The following is a 17,094-nucleotide window of genomic DNA, read 5'->3' on the forward strand; positions in this document are numbered from 1 at the left end:
TGAGGTGTTCCTAAAAAAATGGCCGTGACAGGGGAATTATTAATTTTTTGTTAATGTTTTCCTAGTAGTTATTTGCCTTTTTAACATAATCTATTACAATGATAGAGGATAGGAAATAACCATGCATATTGTATTGAAGGTGTAAAAATGAAAAAAGCACGTCTTATTCTTATTATGAAGCTTTTCGCACTTATTTTATTATTCGGGCTGATTTTCTTTGATTTCGAAGACGGAGATGTTTCGTTAACCGTTAATGTTGTATCAGCAAGCATTATTTTTATTATTTTTGTACTGAGTGATTTTTTCTTTGAGATAAAGCCATGGTTATTAAAAGGGTTACAGCTATATATTTCAATTATGTTTTTTATCGTGGCAGTGATCGAAATGCATGAGATTATTAGCTCGGTTTGTGCATTATCGATTGTCCTTCTGCCTTATCTCATGAATGAGCTCAAATAAAAAAGAAGTTCAGCGGAACTTCTTTTTTATTTCCTACCCTAAACGATTCATCAGTTCATACGTTTTCACGTTATGATAGACGGCTTCAAGAAGAGGAGTATGTTGCTTCTTTTTCTTTGCGATGGTAAGAAGATAGCCTTGCAGATGTTCCACTTCAGTCGAATATCCCTTCTCCATATCTCGTTGCATCGATGATTTCATCTCGTAGGTCATGCTCTTCATCGTCTTCATTTGTGTATCTATAATCTCAGCTGCTAGCGGAGCCTCAATCGCCTTCATCACACCTTCTACCTCTTGGAACAATTGCCTTGTCAGCGTGTCCCCACCCTCTACTTCTAGAATCGGGCCGACTGGTGCTCGCATTAAGGTTGTGACACCTGATAGCACGGTAATAAATAAATACTTATGCCAAATTTCTTGTAAAATGTTCTCCTTGTATAAGAAGGATGCCTTTGTGCTCGTAAAGGCGGATGCCATTTCACGGACAATATGGACTTGATCGTCGTGCAACGCACCAAACAGGGCATTGTGAGAAGGGCTTGTTTGGATAATATGTCCTTCTGCATTTAACGTTGTTTCAATAAAGCAAAGTCCACCTAGTACTTTTTCCCCTCCAAACGCTTCTTTTAATACGTCTAGGTGTTGAAATCCATTTAACAATGGCCAAATGTATGTATTTTCACTTATGTAGGGCTTAATATCTTCGATCGCTTGAGCAAGATGATACGCCTTTGTCGAAAGCATCACTATGTCAAACGGCTCTGCTTCTTCCCCTGATACTAAAAGGGTTGGAATTAAATGAGCGTCTCCATGATAGCTTTCAATGACGAGTCCCGTCTTCTCTAGTTGTGCTCTTCGTTTCTTTCGAACTAAAAACGTTACGTCATGCCCATTCTCTTGCAATCGACCGCCAAAATAACCGCCAATCCCTCCTGCTCCCACTACTAAAATTCTCATAGTCACCCTCCAAATTTCAGAATATTCCTTTAATAGTTTATCACATCATAAATAAAGAAGGAAATAAAGCTCTACGCATCAAAACTTGTTATAATGAAAGACAGAATCTTGATAGAAGAAAGCACAAAGGTTGGAGATGCACAATGAAAAAAGTAGAAATTTATATTTTATCAGGCTTTTTGGGAAGCGGAAAAACAACGCTTTTACAAAGAGCCCTACAAGAAGAACAGTCAAAAGGTCGTAAAGTAGCGGTCATTATGAACGAGCTCGGCGAAACGTCGATTGATTCAAACGCCGTACCGGGCGAAACACCTTTGAAGGAACTATTAAACGGCTGTGTATGTTGCACCATTCAAGGTCAGCTCGAAACACAGCTTCATTCCATGCTCCAGGAGTACGAGCTAGACGCAATTTATCTAGAAACGACCGGTGTCGCTCACCCTGTTGAGGTGCTTGATGCCTGTATGTCTCCCTTATTCGCCGAGCAAATTACCATTAAAGGAATTATTACAACCATTGACGCTGCCCGCTGGCGTTCTAGAGACAGCTTAAGCATTCAGCTTCAGCGTTTGCTTCATGAGCAGGTTCATCACGCGGATACGATTTTAATTAACAAAGTGGATCAACTTTCTGAGGCGGAACAAGCGTCAATTTTATATGAAATTCAATCTATTAACGCTGAGGCGAAAACGTTTCTTACACAGTTTTCAAAGGTGGATTTAAAATTCCTTCAAAGTGGTCAAAACAAGCGAAAAGGAAATCATGAACAGGCTCATGTCCATGATCACCTACATTTAAAAACGTATGTTCATACGTTTACAAGTAAAATTGATGTGGATCAGTTTGAGCAATGGCTGCGCGAAATGCCTGATACGATTTATCGAATTAAAGGTTATCTTCGCTTCACTCACTCTGATGAAGTATACATGTTTCAATATTCCTACGGGATGCCTATTTATATGAAAGAATTGATGAAGCTTCCTTCCACCCTTGTTTTTATCGGTGAAAATCTTGATCATCAAAAACTACAGCAAGAGCTTCAACAGCTTGAAGCTTCCTCAACACAATAAGAAAAGCCGGCTTTGACCGGCTTTTTAACTATTTTGAACGCGCCTTAGTACTTCAAACGCTCGATTTCCAGCTAATTGAGTGAGCACTTCCCACTTTTCATCTCGTTTTAAATCTAGTTCAATAATTTGCTTTGCAAGCTCAACAACTTTAGAGTAATCCACTTTTTGAGGTTCCATCGCTCTGCCCCTTATCGTATATGATATCTACATCATACGTATTTTCTTCAATCGTGACATTATTTATGTTAGATTTCCTTACACATTTATTCTCTTTTCTCACACAAACATGTTAGAATATTTAACATAAAGAATAAGATGAGCCACCACGCGGGTTCTAGCAAAGCAAAAATCCGTCCTTCACCCTAGAAAACACACACTCAGTCTACAAAACACTTAAAATTTGAAGAGGTGAAAAGCTTGAATACGAATGAATCCTCCTACCGAGACAAAAAAGTGATGTCTATTGGCATTGTCAAAGAATTAACGGGTTTATCCGAGCGTCAAATCCGCTACTATGAAAAACGACAGCTCCTTTTTCCAGAACGAACGGATACAGGCATTCGCAAATATTCATTTTCTGATGTTGAAAGACTAATGGAAATTGCAGATCGTATTGAAGAAGGTGTTCAAACCCACGAAATCAGAACCGAGCTCGCGAAGAAAGATGAGAAAAAAGCAAAAGACGTTCGAGATCAAATGATACGCGGTCAAATCAATGCACATTTTCATCAAAAACTTTAACACTATGTAACTACCTATTGCTTCCTACATAAGGCTCTCGGTTCACTAAAAAGCGGCTCTTCTTTAGTGAACCTCTTTGTGCATAATATAGCCCCTTTAATTCCCATGAGTTTCAAAATTCCCCTGCCTTCTCAATCAGATGTCCTATCTATAATTCAATCTTCTGTCCCACGTTTCCTCTCTTTTTTATTCATTTATCAGAAAGGTATATCCTTTGATGCATCTCAACGTATATTGCGTATGTTTCATTACCAAAAATGAGCTTTAATCACTATAGGAATGCGCTAAACTTTGACGATATAATCAACTATGTGAATAAGTTAGAAATGAGGGGAAGTTTTGGCAAACAAGATTTTATCCAAATGTTTGATTGGAATCCTATTGGTGACCTGCTTTTTTGGTACACAGCACTCGACGTACGCTTCTACTCCATCTACTTATAGCGCAACCGTAACGGCAACAACGTTAAACGTACGCTCTACCCCCTCTACATCGGGTAGTATTATCGGTTCTTTCAAGTACAATCAGCGAATCAATGTGCTTGCTGAACAAAACGGATGGGGTAAAGTAATGGTTGGGCAAAAGAGCGGTTGGATTGCCGTTCGCTATGTAAAAAAAGTTACGTCGCCGACTACAAACGCTTACGTGAACGCTACGACATTAAACGTTCGCAGCACACCTAGCACGAGTAGCGCCGTTGTAGCTACCTTAAAAAAAGGGCAGGCAATAACCGTTTTAAAAACGTCTGGCGCCTGGTTGCAAATTAAAACGCCAAGCGGAAAAACAGGATGGGTCGCTAAACAGTATACAAGCACCCAGCCAACTTCTAAGTTAACGCTCACAGCAAATGCAAATTTACGTCAAGGCCCTGGAACAAATTATCCTATTGTAAAGCAAGGGAAAAAGAATGACACGTATCCAATCGTGACGAAACAGAATGACTGGGTTAAAATTCAGCTTTCTGCTAGTAAAACCGCTTGGGTCGCGTCATGGTTGACGTCACTATCTGCTGATCTTAGTGTCTTAAAAGGAAAAGTGCTTGTGCTCGATCCTGGACATGGTGGAAAGGATTCGGGTACCATTGGAGCAGACGGTACATACGAGAAGACAGTAGCGCTTCGAACAGCCAAGCTAGTTGAATCACGTCTTGAAAATGCTGGTGCAAAAGTAGTAATGACAAGAGACGGTGATACGTATCCAACTCTTTCAGACCGCGTTGCTATCAGTCATAAGTACCACGCAGACGCATTCATCAGCATGCACTATAATTCTGCTGGAAAAAGCGCAAGCGGCATTGAAAGCTATTACTACACGGAATCAAAAGATAAAAATCTAGCAACCTATATTCAAAAAGGTCTTGTGAAATATACGGGCATGAAGGATTTAGGCGTAGCAAAAGGTGATTTCCACGTGATTCGTGAAAATCAAGACCCAGCTACTTTACTAGAGTTAGGATTTTTATCGAATCCAAATGAAGAAGATAAAATCCTCACGAATTCCTTTCAGCAAAATGCGGCAAAAGGAATTGTTGAAGGAATTACGAACTATTTTAACTCGATTAAATAAAAGAAACGCAGCGCAAGTGGCGCTGCGTTTCTTTCGCTATCGTTAATCTTCCCAAACGTCGTCCATTAAGGTTTGAATCTCACGTTCGCGCTTTTTTGTCTCTTCCTCATCTCTCACCCATTTCCCATTCACAAGGAGAACCACATCCCCCTCACGAACGTTGTCATGAACGATGTCTTTTGAAACGTCCTCCGTTTGACCGCGGATTTCAATTACAACAATATCATTTTCAAAACGATCAACGATTCCCTTCATCTCGTTCACTTCCTTTAGTTAGGCGTAAAATCTGTATGAGCCGTTGTGGACATTCCTTGTGCAGCGATCGAAATATCTCCGTTAACGGTATATCCGGCGGCTGCTCTTCCAATTCGAAACGGTAGCATCGCGACTCCCTGTGCGTTCGTAACGGCCGTATACGTTGTGTCCGTTGATTTGTAGGCCAGGTTAAGCGTTACATCGGCTCCGCCTACAGGCTGCCCCGTCTCATTTTTAACGGTCACCGTTACGGTTACCTCTTCATTCTGATGCGGATGATTATCATCAATACTCGCCGTTGCCGTTAGTTTGTCAGCATGCGAAGGGGCTTTGGGTGCGGAAGAAACAGGTGGCGCTTTCGGTGCCGGTTTAGGTACCGCAACCCCCCCTGTCTTCTTCCCTGTATATGCCCACTCATGCTTGTTGACTTCCATGTTTGTGCCATTCGTTTTAAACACAATGGTTCCATCCGTATCATTGCGATAGATTTTTACGCTGTGGCGATGAAGGCGATCAAGCACTTCGCTCGTTGGATGACCGTAGGAGTTTTTCCCGACCTGAATGACTGCATATGTTGGTTGAACAGCATTTACAAGTTCTTCACTCGTAGAATGATTACTTCCATGGTGACCAGTTAAAAGAACCGTTGACTTTAAATTGGCTCCTGACTGTATCCACTTTTTCTCAGTCGGAATACCTGCGTCACCCGTTAATAGGAACGACTTCGTGCCGTATTGCATGTGGACGACCGCACTCATTTCATTCGTATGAGAATCCTCTTCCATTGGAGAAATCATATCAACCTTCACATTCGGATCAAGACTTAAAGCAAGACCTGCTTTTGCAGTGGTGACTTTTAACCCTTTATTTTTAATGGACGTTAAGACTGATTGAAACGTTTGGGTGTTGCTTTGAATTTTCGGCATATACACCTTTCCAATATCAAACGAATCAATCACGGCGTCGATTCCGCCAATGTGATCGGCATCAGGATGTGTTCCGATGACCACATCAACTTTTTTCACACCGAGCTTTTGTAAGTAGGCCACCATCGTCTCTTCGTCATCGTTGTTGCCACCATCAATGACCATTGCCTTTTTATTTGGCATAACAATCACTTGTGCGGCGCCTTGACCAACGTCTACAAAATGAACCTCTAAGTTATTTTTCGCAGATGATTTAGGCGCAACCGATACAGGTGCGTCTTTTTCTGCCACCTTGTGGCTATCCTCTGTTTTACTCACGCTCGCTTCTTTTTGCTCTACCTTTACTTTCGTATGCCCTTCTTTTGAAGAAGGTTGATCGACTGAGGGCGACACCGCTGCCCCGATCATCATCATAATGAAGGCAACTAAAATAGAAAAAGCACTCGTTTTCCGACTAGCAAGGCGTAATATGCGGACGTTTCCTTTAATGACGCCAATAATCCCGAGCAGACCGCCCACCATTCCTAGTAAGATGAGAATTGTACTAATCGCTTCCAAATTTATGCCTCTTTTCTTGAGCTTGTATGTAAGAATTTCACCGTTTTGCTCCAAACTTCCCTTTTGTGAAATGGTGAAATTATCCTTCATTATACCATAAAAAAAGAGAACATTTTTTCACAAATGTTCTCCTCATCGCTATTGTATCAATAAAGGTAGTGTCAAAATGACCGTCGTTCCCCTACCTTCCTCACTTTTTAATTCAATGGTGCCCTCATACCGCTCGATTAAGCGTTTTGCAATCGCAAGTCCAAGACCACTTCCCCCAAGCTCTCTGCTTCTCGCCTTATCCACACGGTAAAAGCGTTGAAAAACGTGAGCGATCTCATCAGCCGGTATTCCAACTCCGTAATCTTTTACCTCCACTCGGACATCGTATGTTCCTTTAAAGAGATGTACTTCAATTTCACGATGATCGCTCGTGTACTTAACCGCATTATCAAGCAGGATAAGCAGTAGCTGCGTGTAGTGATGCTCAGAAATAGCAGCAAAAATCGTTCCTTGATCTTGTGCCTCAAGATGGATAAAGAATCGCGGGTGAATGGTCGCAAATCGCTGCACAACCTGCTCAGAGACTTCAAAAATATCCACCATTTCTTCCTTGGGCGAACGGGTTTGTTCGGCTCTCGAAAGCTCTAATAGCTCCACCACCAAGTGTTTCAGGCGAGCCGTTTCTGAAAGAGCCGCATCCAGTGACTCTTCTAATATGGTGGGATCATTTTTCCCCCATCGCTTTAATAGGCGTAAATGCCCTTCTAATACGGCAATAGGCGTTCGAAGCTCGTGTGAGGCATCCTCAACAAACTGCTTTTGCTGCGTAAAAGAGGATTCAATATCGTCCATCATTTCATTAAAAATATTCGTAAGCTCCGTCAGTTCATCCCCAGACCGCGCCGGCTTCATCCGCTGTTGAAATCCTTTTTGTTTAATTCCCCGCATCGTTTCCGATAATTCTTTCACGGGCTGTAAAAGTTGCTTTGAAATGACCATTCCTAAGATCGCACTGACAATAATGGCGCCAATGCCAAAAAACGTCATCATCACGAACAGTGCTTCCGTCATTCGATTGAAGCGATTTAATTCTCGTGTAATTTCAATTGTTCCTCTGAAGTCCCCAATCGTAATCGGCCCTTTGAGTGAAACGATTTCCCGATTATCTTCTTCGTATTTTTGCCACGTTTGTTTTTTTTCACTAGAAGCAGGAACTTCAATAACAGGCGTAAACTGATTGTTAACATCAGCAATTTTACGCCCGTCCTCGTCCATAATCCGAATGCGCTGATGCTCTTGATTGAAATTCTCCAATACGCCTTTATTACGCGTAATTTCAGCTCGAACATCTTTCTTCTTTCCAGCAGCATAATAGCTCTTAATCTCCTTGTACGTGTGGCTCATTGATTCTTGCTCTTCCCGGTAAAGCCATTTTGATACAAGGTGATACTGTGAAATCGTAAACAAGAAGAAGGCGACAAAAATTAACAGAGATGAAATGAGGACAAGTTTCCATCTTAATGATAACTGCTTATATCTGTTCATTCTCTCATCACATAACCCATTCCTCTCACCGTTTCAATATGACTTGGCTCACCTTTTCGATCTACTTTGTTTCGTAAATATTTTACGTATACGTCTACAACGTTTGTTTCCACCTCTGTATCGTATCCCCACACGCGTTCAAGCAGTAGATCTCTTGTTAGCACAACGTTTTTATTTTCCATAAACGTAACGAGTAAATCGTATTCTCGCTTCGTCACGTTGATAATTTCACCGTCTCTCTTCACTAATCGTGAATCTTCCTCTACGACTAGATCTTTATACTGATAGCGATGACCGCTTTTTCCATGATCCTGATGCTCCAATCGTCGAAACAAAGAGCGGATGCGTGCCAGAAGTTCCTCAATCGCAAACGGCTTTACCAAGTAATCATCTGCACCACTATCTAATCCTGAAACGCGATCTATCACGCTATCACGCGCGGTTAGCATAATAATGGGCGTATCCTTCAAAGCACGAACTCGTCTACAAACTTCAAGTCCATTTAAACCTGGAAGCATAATATCAAGTAAAATTAAATCCCACTCGTTATTGAGCGCCACCTCTACGCCTGTTCTGCCGTCGTATTCTACAGACACATCATAGCCCTCGTATTTACATTCAAGCTCAATGAACCGCGCTAAATTTTTTTCATCTTCAATTACTAAAATCTTTTTCATCCTTATCACCTGCTATATTCGATTCTTTCCTCTATTATAAACAAAATGAGCTGGACGCCGTATACATGAGCGACAGACTACTATAAAAAACATCGAACAGTAGCTTTCTTGAAGGCATATCATCTACTTTTTTTGATTATATGACCTTATTTCATCTTCCCCTTCTAGATCGAAAAGAAAACCGCCAGCGATCGTGACGGTTTTTCCCCTTATTGTTTATGTGAAAATAGGTTCAAAAAAGCATGCACAATTTCGACTGACTGGAACGCAATTAATGAAAGAGCTGTAATAGAGAAAAATGCAACGGGTACTAACCGAATCCAAAAAAGCATCTTGATCTCCTCCTTATCAGTACTTTGTTTAGTGCTGTTCTTGTAACGTCAAGTACGTATGATGCTTATGTCCATCTCTGTAGTAGGTCACTGCAGCCTTTTCACCCACTTGCTTGTGCTCATACAAGTAACTGCGTAAATCAGCTACGCTACTAATCGCTTCATTATCGACCTTTGTGACCACGTCATACGGTTTAAGCCCTGCACGTGAAGCAGGTGATCCGTCTTCTACCGTTTCAATGACGATTCCTTTTCGTACACTTTCAGGAAGTTTTAAGGCCGACTCCGCTTGATCAAGCGAAATTTCATCGAGTGATCGTGACGCGATTCCAATATAAGGGCGTTTCACTTTTCCGTACTTCTCTAAATCCTCAACAACCGGTATCGCAGATGAAATGGGAATGGAAAAGCCAATTCCTTCTACTTCCGCTTGGGCAATTTTCATGGAATTGATCCCAACTACCTGCCCCTCGATGTTAATTAACGCACCGCCGCTGTTTCCTGGGTTAATAGCCGCATCCGTTTGAATTACATCTGCCTCCCAATCGTCTTGACCATCGCCGTTAATGTCAACAGGAACCGTTCGTTTCAATCCGCTTACGATCCCTTTTGTTACAGACCCTGAAAACTCTGCTCCAAGCGGGTTTCCGATCGCAACAACAGGCTCTCCAAGCTTGAGCGAATCTGAATGTCCTAATTCAGCCACTTTATGAATCTCACTTCCGTCTACTCTCAGAACGGCTAAATCCATAAAAGGATCTGTTCCTAGCAACTTTGCGGGAATTTTTTTTCCGTTTCGCAGGCTGATCTCTAGTTTCTTCGCATCAGACACAACATGATTATTTGTTATGACGTATGCATAGCTTCCGCTTTTTTTATAAATGACGCCAGAACCGCTACTCGCTTCACTAAGCTCATTGCTTAAATCAGCTGTTTGATAATTCGAGACACCTACGACTGCATCAGCTGCTTTGTTCACTGCATTCGTCACATCAGATGACTCATGAACTTCTACAGACTTCGTCGTCGCTGCCGATACGGAGTGCTCCTTTACGGATAGAACGTTTGGTTTTGATAAATAGACAAGCGTTCCTCCTACTGAAGCAGCACCAAAACATGCGCCTAAAAACGCAGGAAGAATTTTTTTGGCTACGCTTCTTTTTTTGCTTGAATGATCATCATAATATCCCATTTTTCGTTCAGACCTTTCCTTACAAGAATGAATGTAAGCCCATTCTACAGACCAATCGTTAAAACGACATGTAAGAAAGATTAAAATTCCATTAGAAATTTTCAGAAAATAAAAAAAAGAAGCTCAACTAACGTGTTGAACCTCCATTTATTACATCCCAACCGATCGTTTGCTCCACTTAGGCTGATGATTCATCATAAACTTCGTATGAGACAAAGAGAAAATAACCGATCCGATCCAAATGCATGAAAAAGCAATCATATGAACGTACGTAAAATGCTCATGATAAACAAAAACGCCTAGCAACAAGGAAAGCGTTGGAGCGATATACTGTAAAAAACCAATCATCGAGAGTGGAATCAGCTTGGCTCCCTTTGCAAAATAAAGTAAAGGAATGGCCGTCGCTACTCCTCCCCCTACCATAAGCAGGGTTGTTACAATGGAACCTGTTGTTCCAAAGCTTGAATGACCTTGTACAACCAAAATAACAATATAAATAAGCGCAAGCGGGGTCACCATCATTGTTTCTAGGGTCAGACCAATTTCCGCTTCAAACGAGATCATTTTTTTCGCTAGTCCATACAATCCAAAGCTAAACGCAAGCGCCAGTGAAACCCATGGAAAGTGACCATAGTTAAACGTTAGGAAAACAACGCCTGCAGCCGCTACAAGAACTGCTGCCCCTTGCCAAAAATTCAGCTTCTCTTTTAACACAATAATGCCTAGTAAAATACTAATAAGCGGATTAATATAGTAACCAAGGCTTGCTTCAATAATATGATTTTGATTAACCGCCCAAATATAGATGCCCCAGTTGGCGCTAATAAGCAGAGAAGCTACCACAAGCATCACAAACTGCTTTGGTTTATGTAACAGCTGCTTAAAGGTTGTGAAAAAGACGCGTATTTTTCGATTCACCAATAAAAGAACAATCATAAATACAAATGACCAAATAACACGGTGTGCCAAAATCTCGCCAGAAGGTACACCTGAAAGTAACTTCCAATAAAGAGGGAAAATCCCCCACAATAAATACGCGATAGCTGTATAAATTACTCCAGCGCTTTGATCGCTTCCTTTTTTCATTTTGTTTCCTCGCTATCTATTAAGAACTTCTCTTATCATACAAGAAAACACCTTGTCTTCACAAGATGTTTTCTCACATGAACTATTAAGTGACTAAAAAATTTATTTCACTCGATTATACGTCTGCTTTTTTACCTGTACGAAACACTTTCGCACTGCGAATGTACTCGACATCTTTTACGCCTTCTCGTGCATTCACGACGCGCGCCGCTGCAAAGAAATAGTCAGATAAGCGATTTAAATAATGAAGCACCTGCTCATTGATTTTATGCTCTTTTTGAACCGTTACAACGAGACGCTCACATCGTCTTGCAATCGTTCGACAAATATGTAAGGACGCAGCTGCTCCTGTCCCTCCTGGTAAAATAAAACGTTCAATCTCTGGCGCTTCTTTCATATAAGCGTCAATGCTTTTTTCTAACGCTTTTACCATGTCTTCATTTACTTTATAAGGATGATCTTCTCTTGCAAAAGCGAGATCACTTCCGCAGTCGAACAGCTCATGCTGAATGTTCAAGAGCTCCTCCGCGAGTTCTTTTTGGTTCGCTAATTGCTGAACGGCTTGCCCGACAAAACTATTCAATTCATCAATTGAGCCGTATGCGTCTACACGCACATCATCCTTATAAACACGACCTCCAATTAAGCTCGTCTGCCCTTTGTCACCTGTTTTTGTATAAATGTTCATGTTAACTCCTCCTTTAATCGTTGCGGAATGCCATACCAGATTTGATCAACAATCGCCGCTTTTTCTGTCAGATATTGATAAATATATCCACACGCATCGCGAAAAGAACGGTCTTGTTCATTCATTGGAACGATTCCTTTTCCTACCTCTGTTCCAATGACAACAATGGTTCCATTTGTTCCCTGTTCCCATTCCATCCACGTGTCAATACGCTTTTGGAATCGTTCGCACACGGCGTCTATCTGTTCGTTTTCAAGAATATATTCTCTGATCCATCGTTCAATTCCTTCTATTGCAATGACTTCGTCACCAGGTAGCTTCTCTGGCAGCGAATCCTTTTTATACGCTGAATACCAAGTCAAATGATCATATTCCTTTTTGACCCATTCATGCTTTCCATTAAATGCTCCACCTATAATAAAATGCACTGCGTTCACTCCTCACTATGTACAAAAAACGGTTCAACAGAAAATTTGTTTTCATCTGTTTCCTGTCCAATCAGCCTTATCCCATCACCGGGAGCGACATTCCAATCAAAAAAAGCGGTACCGGAACATGTTGAGGCAACAAGGCGAATAGGCCCTCCGTGCGTAATAATGACCAAATTTCTTCCGCCATTCGTTTTCAATTGTGCCACACTTTCATGAAAGGCGCGCCAAATTCGCTCGCTAAATGTGCTAAACAACTCACCGTCTTCAACCGGTGCGTGAAAAGGATCATCTAACCAGTTTTGATAAGCCGTTTGCTCTGTCAATTCATTATACGTTTTTTCTTCCCAAGCACCAAAATTCATTTCGCGCCATTTTTCAGACGCTACGTACGAATGGTTTGGAAGCAATAGCTTGGCCGTCTCTTTGCAGCGTGTTAGATCACTCCCAACTACCAAGTCAACTTCTTCTGTATAGGGACGAATTCGGTTTTCCTCCGATATTAACAGCGGAGGATTGGACCACCCGATGTACTGTTTTTTTTGATTATTTTCGGTTAAGCCGTGACGAATAAGTGTAATAACCATAGGCTGATCCATGTGAGTGTGATCCCTCCTTCCACGGTCGTACCAATCATATCTCCCGTGATACCCCCAAACTGCTTACGGCACCAGGCGATAAATGCAATGGTCCATAACAGCAGCGTAATCGCGACAGGCAACCATAAGGACACCACACAAGCATATACCGCAAATAAAATGGTAATAACGATGTATATGACCGAAATTCGCTTCGTAAATCCTTGTTTAAAATACGCAGCAAGCCCCGTATCTTTTGCAAGCGGCGCCACCCTTAGCACCCATCCAGCAGATAAACGTGGCACAGAAGAAACGACTATCCACATAGAGAGCGGCACCTCTTTGATGAGGAGCAGTTCATGAATTGCCATCCACCTCAAGCTCAGTAAAAAGAGAAGCGAAAGAACCGCAAAAGCCCCTATGTTTGGGTCACTTAAAATTTCTAAGCGCTTCTCCTTTGGCCGTCTTGAAAAATATGCATCGCTTACATCCATCCAACCGTCTAGATGAAGACCACCCGTTAAGGCAATTGGCAATAGAACGAGCAGCATCGACTGTACAGCTACACTAATCGAAAGCTCACTCATTCCTCTGAAAAGACCGTACTCACACAACCCAATGACAAGCCCAATAAATGGAAAGACAAGAATCGAAGAGGCAACACGTCGTTCCGTCCATTCAATCGTTTTAGCAACAGGGAGAATCGTAAAAAACTGTAGCGAAATACGAATGACGTTTACTAATTCCCTCACAGCACGATCGCCTCTTTTTTTACCTTAAATAGACCGTACTCCATTACCCCTGCTGTACTAGACTCCTCTACGAGAAATTGATGAAAGGAACCTAGTAGTCTCATGTATACCTCTGTCGCTTCGTCCGGTACGTCTCCTTCAAATAATTCATTCGAAACAACAACTACCTCTTTTACACACGATGTTATTGCGAGAAGATCCTGCTTCATTTTTTCTAAGATTGACTGACAGAATTGATGATCCTCCCAGCTTTGTGCATCAATAAACAGCTCATTCGCCATCCAGTTCGTTGCACAGTCTACTAATACTACATCCGTCTTCTTTAGCTTTGGGACAAGATCATGAAAATTAATTTCCTGTTCAATTGTCACCCACGGTCGCGCTGCATCCCTTCTCGCTTTTTGATGTAGATTAACACGCTCTCTCATTTCATCATCGGTTATACGACTTGTCGCAATATAGACGTGTCGTTCACCTTCCGATCTTTGAACAAGCTCTTCCGCTTTTTTGGACTTTCCGCTGCGTACTCCTCCACTAACAAAGATCACGCTGTGCCATCCCTTCGCGAAATACCGCAAGTAATCTCTCATTCTCGTTTCTCGTTTTAACAGCCAGACGCATGTAGCGCCCGTCTAACCCTTGAAAATTTTCCGTATGACGAACAATCACGCCTGCTGCTGCGAGATAAGAAATCCACTCCCGTCCGTTCCATCCTTTTGGAATTTCACATAAATAATAGTTGGTAAACGATGGATAGGTTCTCAAGCCCAGTGCATGAAGCTCCTTTTGCACCCACTCCCGCTCCTGACCGACAAATTGGACGGTTTGGCGGACAAATTCGTCATTTTCTAAGCAAAATTCACCCACCTGTTGGGCAACACCGTTTACGCTCCACGGTGGTTGTTTCATAGAAAGAGCTGTGATAAGAGAAGGTGCAGCAAAAATATAGCCTAAGCGAATTCCTGCGATATGAAACATTTTTGTCATTGAGCGTACAACGATGACAGGATAATCGTTTATGTAAGACTCAAAGCGCATCGCTCGCTCTGTAAAATCAAAAAACGCTTCGTCAATCACAACCGTAACGTCGTGCTGCTTAGCTTTTTGAAGCAGCAGCTCCCACTGCTCGTTTGGGTACAGCATTCCGGTTGGATTATTAGGGTGGCAGATCCACACAATGTCCATAGACGGAAGCAAATCCATTAATTGTTCAAACGGCCATGTCCAATTCTCCTTTTCTTTTAGCTGCAAAGAGTGCACCTCACACTGAAACGCCTCACACGCTTCCTTGTATTCAACAAACGTAGGCTGAAGCAGCAAAGCTTTCTTTCCTGAAAAATGCGCGGCGATGAGAAAAAAAGCTTCCGCCGCTCCATTTGTAACGAGGACTTGATGGGGCGACACATCATACGTCTCCCCAAGCTTTTGACGAAGCGTCGTTACATTTGGATCCGGATAATTCATCATCAGCTCCTGAAGGTGAAGACTATGATGATCCAAAATACTTCCAAGCGGATTCGTATTCACGCTAAAGTCCACCACATCTTTTTCAGTACGAACTCCTAATTTTTTTAAAAAGTAATGGGGATTAGCTCCATGGGTAGGTAATGACAATGATGACGCCTCCTATAACACATAATAAAAACCAATAAGCAAAAACCGTTCTCCTCATCACAGATACCGATTGCTTGATGTGTGCACTTGTTAGCGGCTGTTTTGCATCACCGATTTCTGGACGATGGGACGGTATGCCTTTATACATATTTAGGCCACCAAGACGAATACCAAGAAGAGCCGCCATGGCGCTTTCTCCGTATCCGCTATTTGGGCTTGGGTGTTTTCTTGCATCTCGTTTCATTAATCGCCAAAGGGCTCGAAACGACAGATGATCATACGACCGATTTGCGATTAGCATAGCAAACGCAGTGAGTCTGCTAGGTACATAGTTTAAAAGATCATCTGTTTTTGCGCTCGCATAGCCAAATTCCCCGTAACGATCGTTTTTATATCCAACCATCGAGTCACACGTATTAATGGCTCGGTAAAAAAGTGCGAGCGGAGCTCCTCCTATCAAGGCAAACAGTAAAGGAGCGGTAATTCCGTCGCTTGTATTTTCAGCAACTGTTTCAACCGTTGCCCGGGCAATTTCGCCTTCGTTGAGCTGATCCGTATCCCGTCCGACAATCATTCCGACTTCGTATCTAGCACGCTCTATTTCTCCCTCTGTCAGCGGACGTAGTACCTTGATCGCTGCATCAGCTAACGACTTAGTTGCAATTGTTGGTGCAATGAGCAAAGCCTCCACTGCAATCCCGATATAGGGATGAACATGATAAGCAGTATAAACGACAACGCCTCCTATCACAATCGTCCAAATGGTCATCGATAGTACGACGACAAATCCTTTTCTTCGCCTACCGTTCCCTCTATTTAAACGCTTCTCGAGAAACGCAATCCAATTGCCAAACCACCGAACAGGATGCGGCCAATGTTCCGGATCTCCGATTATCATATCCAGCACGAGTGCGCCTGTAATTGCCACAAGATGATAAATGATGAACATACTAATCTGTGTTACATCCATCGACGCTCTTCCTTTCTCCGCTCGTACTTTTGAAGAGCGTCAAGTAAGCTTACTTGCACAAGCTTTCCGATGCCTTGACCAAGAGCTGTCAATGATCCTCCGTATTCACAGTGCTTGCCTTTTTGACTTGCCGCAATACAAATGCTATCTGTAGACGTCCCTGTCGCCTTCGTTTCCGAAACCGCATCAAGAACACTCAAATCACCGAGCGTTTTTGTTTTTGCTTCCGTGGCTGCCTGAATGCCGTGTAAAAAGGCTGAGTCTGTTAAACACCCCTCGACATAAAAAAACATATTGATCGTTCCTGGTCCCGCATCATAAGGCTTTCGCATGCCAGATACGATATCTACTGCGTTACCAACCCCTGCCGTCACAACGGCCGTGATGGTTAATCCATGATCACTGTACGTATAAACAGCTCTGTCACAAAGAAAGACGGACGTCATAAGCCCGACCACTTCATCATTACTGTACTTATTTTCTTGTAAGAATGTTTGATATTCAATAGAAGGATCATCACAGCGGTACTTCTTATCCACATATCGATTATAAAACGTATCTGTTACCGTCATCCCACCGCCCAACACGCCAGAACTGTAGCTTTTGAAGAGGTACGGTGTTTTCATCACTAATAAGGAAGCCGCTTCATCTTCCTTTATATACAAAAAGGGGCTACCTCCTTTTCGGATTGTAGCCGTTTCTTTTTGTT

Annotated in this window: 21 protein-coding genes; 4 read left to right on the forward strand and 17 right to left on the reverse strand. The window is 42.2% G+C overall.

The features are described from left to right. Nucleotides 1–147 precede the first annotated feature (147 nt). Entirely contained in the window at nt 148–459 is a 312-nt protein-coding gene (locus IE339_RS15975) for a hypothetical protein (protein ID WP_242169133.1), read from the forward strand. Nucleotides 460–492: 33 nt separating this feature from the next. Here the strand turns inward: IE339_RS15975 and IE339_RS15980 are convergent, their stop codons facing one another. Then, nucleotides 493–1,416: a ketopantoate reductase family protein gene (locus IE339_RS15980; RefSeq protein WP_242169135.1), complete on the reverse strand. Its 924-nt coding sequence runs from the start codon at nt 1,414–1,416 to the stop codon at nt 493–495. Nucleotides 1,417–1,559: 143 nt separating this feature from the next. On the opposite strand from IE339_RS15980, the gene IE339_RS15985 reads away from it, so the two are divergent. After that, on the forward strand, nt 1,560–2,486 hold the full coding sequence (locus IE339_RS15985; RefSeq protein WP_242169137.1) for a CobW family GTP-binding protein: 927 nt from the start codon (nt 1,560–1,562) through the stop codon (nt 2,484–2,486). Nucleotides 2,487–2,510: 24 nt separating this feature from the next. Here IE339_RS15985 and IE339_RS15990 read toward each other — a convergent pair whose 3' ends face one another. After that, nucleotides 2,511–2,663 (reverse strand): hypothetical protein, encoded by a 153-nt coding sequence (locus tag IE339_RS15990; protein WP_169775953.1) that lies wholly within the window; start codon nt 2,661–2,663, stop codon nt 2,511–2,513. 240 nt (nt 2,664–2,903) lie between these two features. Here IE339_RS15990 and IE339_RS15995 point away from each other — a divergent pair, with 240 nt between their 5' ends. Continuing rightward, the gene (locus IE339_RS15995; protein WP_053401431.1) at nt 2,904–3,227 is read left to right on the forward strand and encodes a MerR family transcriptional regulator; all 324 of its coding nucleotides are present in this window, start codon (nt 2,904–2,906) and stop codon (nt 3,225–3,227) included. 339 nt (nt 3,228–3,566) lie between these two features. Beyond that, nucleotides 3,567–4,793 (forward strand): N-acetylmuramoyl-L-alanine amidase family protein, encoded by a 1,227-nt coding sequence (locus IE339_RS16000; protein ID WP_242169139.1) that lies wholly within the window; start codon nt 3,567–3,569, stop codon nt 4,791–4,793. 42 nt (nt 4,794–4,835) lie between these two features. Here the strand turns inward: IE339_RS16000 and IE339_RS16005 are convergent, their stop codons facing one another. The 15 genes from IE339_RS16005 to IE339_RS16070 all read right to left on the reverse strand — a co-directional run bounded on the left by IE339_RS16005 (nt 4,836) and on the right by IE339_RS16070 (nt 17,050). Then, on the reverse strand, nt 4,836–5,048 hold the full coding sequence (locus IE339_RS16005; protein WP_242169142.1) for a DUF3006 domain-containing protein: 213 nt from the start codon (nt 5,046–5,048) through the stop codon (nt 4,836–4,838). A 14-nt stretch (nt 5,049–5,062) separates the two neighbouring features. Continuing rightward, nucleotides 5,063–6,532: an MBL fold metallo-hydrolase gene (locus IE339_RS16010; RefSeq protein ID WP_242169144.1), complete on the reverse strand. Its 1,470-nt coding sequence runs from the start codon at nt 6,530–6,532 to the stop codon at nt 5,063–5,065. Nucleotides 6,533–6,670: 138 nt separating this feature from the next. Then, nucleotides 6,671–8,068, reverse strand: a complete 1,398-nt coding sequence (locus IE339_RS16015; protein WP_242169147.1) for a HAMP domain-containing sensor histidine kinase — start codon at nt 8,066–8,068, stop codon at nt 6,671–6,673. After that, nucleotides 8,065–8,745 carry a response regulator transcription factor gene (locus IE339_RS16020; RefSeq protein ID WP_242169148.1) on the reverse strand — a complete coding sequence of 227 codons (681 nt, stop codon included), beginning with the start codon at nt 8,743–8,745 and terminating at the stop codon, nt 8,065–8,067. Before IE339_RS16020 ends, IE339_RS16015 begins: the two co-directional genes overlap by 4 nt. Nucleotides 8,746–8,954: 209 nt before the next feature. Continuing rightward, on the reverse strand, nt 8,955–9,077 hold the full coding sequence (locus IE339_RS24705; protein WP_277933914.1) for a hypothetical protein: 123 nt from the start codon (nt 9,075–9,077) through the stop codon (nt 8,955–8,957). 28 nt (nt 9,078–9,105) lie between these two features. Beyond that, entirely contained in the window at nt 9,106–10,269 is a 1,164-nt protein-coding gene (locus tag IE339_RS16025; protein ID WP_242169150.1) for a S1C family serine protease, read from the reverse strand. Between the two features lie 150 nt (nt 10,270–10,419). Beyond that, a complete protein-coding gene (gene rarD, locus IE339_RS16030) occupies nt 10,420–11,355 on the reverse strand; it encodes an EamA family transporter RarD (RefSeq protein ID WP_242169151.1) in 936 nt (311 codons plus the stop codon). A 115-nt stretch (nt 11,356–11,470) separates the two neighbouring features. Further along, entirely contained in the window at nt 11,471–12,043 is a 573-nt protein-coding gene (locus IE339_RS16035) for a cob(I)yrinic acid a,c-diamide adenosyltransferase (protein WP_242169153.1), read from the reverse strand. Further along, on the reverse strand, nt 12,040–12,471 hold the full coding sequence (locus IE339_RS16040) for a bifunctional adenosylcobinamide kinase/adenosylcobinamide-phosphate guanylyltransferase (RefSeq protein WP_242169155.1): 432 nt from the start codon (nt 12,469–12,471) through the stop codon (nt 12,040–12,042). The genes IE339_RS16035 and IE339_RS16040 overlap by 4 nt, the downstream gene beginning before the upstream one ends. A 5-nt stretch (nt 12,472–12,476) precedes the next feature. Then, nucleotides 12,477–13,070: a histidine phosphatase family protein gene (locus IE339_RS16045; protein ID WP_242169157.1), complete on the reverse strand. Its 594-nt coding sequence runs from the start codon at nt 13,068–13,070 to the stop codon at nt 12,477–12,479. Beyond that, on the reverse strand, nt 13,028–13,801 hold the full coding sequence (cobS, locus tag IE339_RS16050) for an adenosylcobinamide-GDP ribazoletransferase (protein WP_242169159.1): 774 nt from the start codon (nt 13,799–13,801) through the stop codon (nt 13,028–13,030). Before cobS ends, IE339_RS16045 begins: the two co-directional genes overlap by 43 nt. Then, nucleotides 13,798–14,349, reverse strand: a complete 552-nt coding sequence (locus IE339_RS16055) for a bifunctional adenosylcobinamide kinase/adenosylcobinamide-phosphate guanylyltransferase (protein ID WP_242169161.1) — start codon at nt 14,347–14,349, stop codon at nt 13,798–13,800. Before IE339_RS16055 ends, cobS begins: the two co-directional genes overlap by 4 nt. Then, nucleotides 14,336–15,415 (reverse strand): threonine-phosphate decarboxylase CobD, encoded by a 1,080-nt coding sequence (cobD, locus tag IE339_RS16060; RefSeq protein ID WP_242169163.1) that lies wholly within the window; start codon nt 15,413–15,415, stop codon nt 14,336–14,338. Before cobD ends, IE339_RS16055 begins: the two co-directional genes overlap by 14 nt. Continuing rightward, on the reverse strand, nt 15,390–16,385 hold the full coding sequence (gene cbiB, locus IE339_RS16065) for an adenosylcobinamide-phosphate synthase CbiB (protein ID WP_242169165.1): 996 nt from the start codon (nt 16,383–16,385) through the stop codon (nt 15,390–15,392). Before cbiB ends, cobD begins: the two co-directional genes overlap by 26 nt. After that, nucleotides 16,376–17,050 (reverse strand): adenosylcobinamide amidohydrolase, encoded by a 675-nt coding sequence (locus IE339_RS16070; protein ID WP_242169167.1) that lies wholly within the window; start codon nt 17,048–17,050, stop codon nt 16,376–16,378. The genes cbiB and IE339_RS16070 overlap by 10 nt, the downstream gene beginning before the upstream one ends. Nucleotides 17,051–17,094: the final 44 nt, after the last annotated feature.

The sequence above is a fragment of the Priestia koreensis genome (assembly GCF_022646885.1).
Taxonomy (GTDB): domain Bacteria; phylum Bacillota; class Bacilli; order Bacillales; family Bacillaceae_H; genus Bacillus_AG; species Bacillus_AG koreensis_A.

Bases quoted from the DNA above. Each gene is read 5' to 3' on its own strand.
- IE339_RS15980 (WP_242169135.1), bottom strand. From the start codon at position 1,416: ATGAGAATTTTAGTAGTGGGAGCAGGAGGGATTGGCGGTTATTTTGGC.
- IE339_RS15990 (WP_169775953.1), bottom strand. From the start codon at position 2,663: ATGGAACCTCAAAAAGTGGATTACTCTAAAGTTGTTGAGCTTGCAAAG.
- cbiB (WP_242169165.1), bottom strand. From the start codon at position 16,385: ATGGATGTAACACAGATTAGTATGTTCATCATTTATCATCTTGTGGCA.
- IE339_RS16045 (WP_242169157.1), bottom strand. From the start codon at position 13,070: ATGGATCAGCCTATGGTTATTACACTTATTCGTCACGGCTTAACCGAA.
- IE339_RS16025 (WP_242169150.1), bottom strand. From the start codon at position 10,269: ATGGGATATTATGATGATCATTCAAGCAAAAAAAGAAGCGTAGCCAAA.
- IE339_RS16020 (WP_242169148.1), bottom strand. From the start codon at position 8,745: ATGAAAAAGATTTTAGTAATTGAAGATGAAAAAAATTTAGCGCGGTTC.
- IE339_RS24705 (WP_277933914.1), bottom strand. From the start codon at position 9,077: ATGCTTTTTTGGATTCGGTTAGTACCCGTTGCATTTTTCTCTATTACA.
- rarD (WP_242169151.1), bottom strand. From the start codon at position 11,355: ATGAAAAAAGGAAGCGATCAAAGCGCTGGAGTAATTTATACAGCTATC.
- IE339_RS16005 (WP_242169142.1), bottom strand. From the start codon at position 5,048: ATGAAGGGAATCGTTGATCGTTTTGAAAATGATATTGTTGTAATTGAA.
- IE339_RS16015 (WP_242169147.1), bottom strand. From the start codon at position 8,068: ATGAACAGATATAAGCAGTTATCATTAAGATGGAAACTTGTCCTCATT.
- IE339_RS15975 (WP_242169133.1), top strand. From the start codon at position 148: ATGAAAAAAGCACGTCTTATTCTTATTATGAAGCTTTTCGCACTTATT.
- IE339_RS15985 (WP_242169137.1), top strand. From the start codon at position 1,560: ATGAAAAAAGTAGAAATTTATATTTTATCAGGCTTTTTGGGAAGCGGA.
- IE339_RS16035 (WP_242169153.1), bottom strand. From the start codon at position 12,043: ATGAACATTTATACAAAAACAGGTGACAAAGGGCAGACGAGCTTAATT.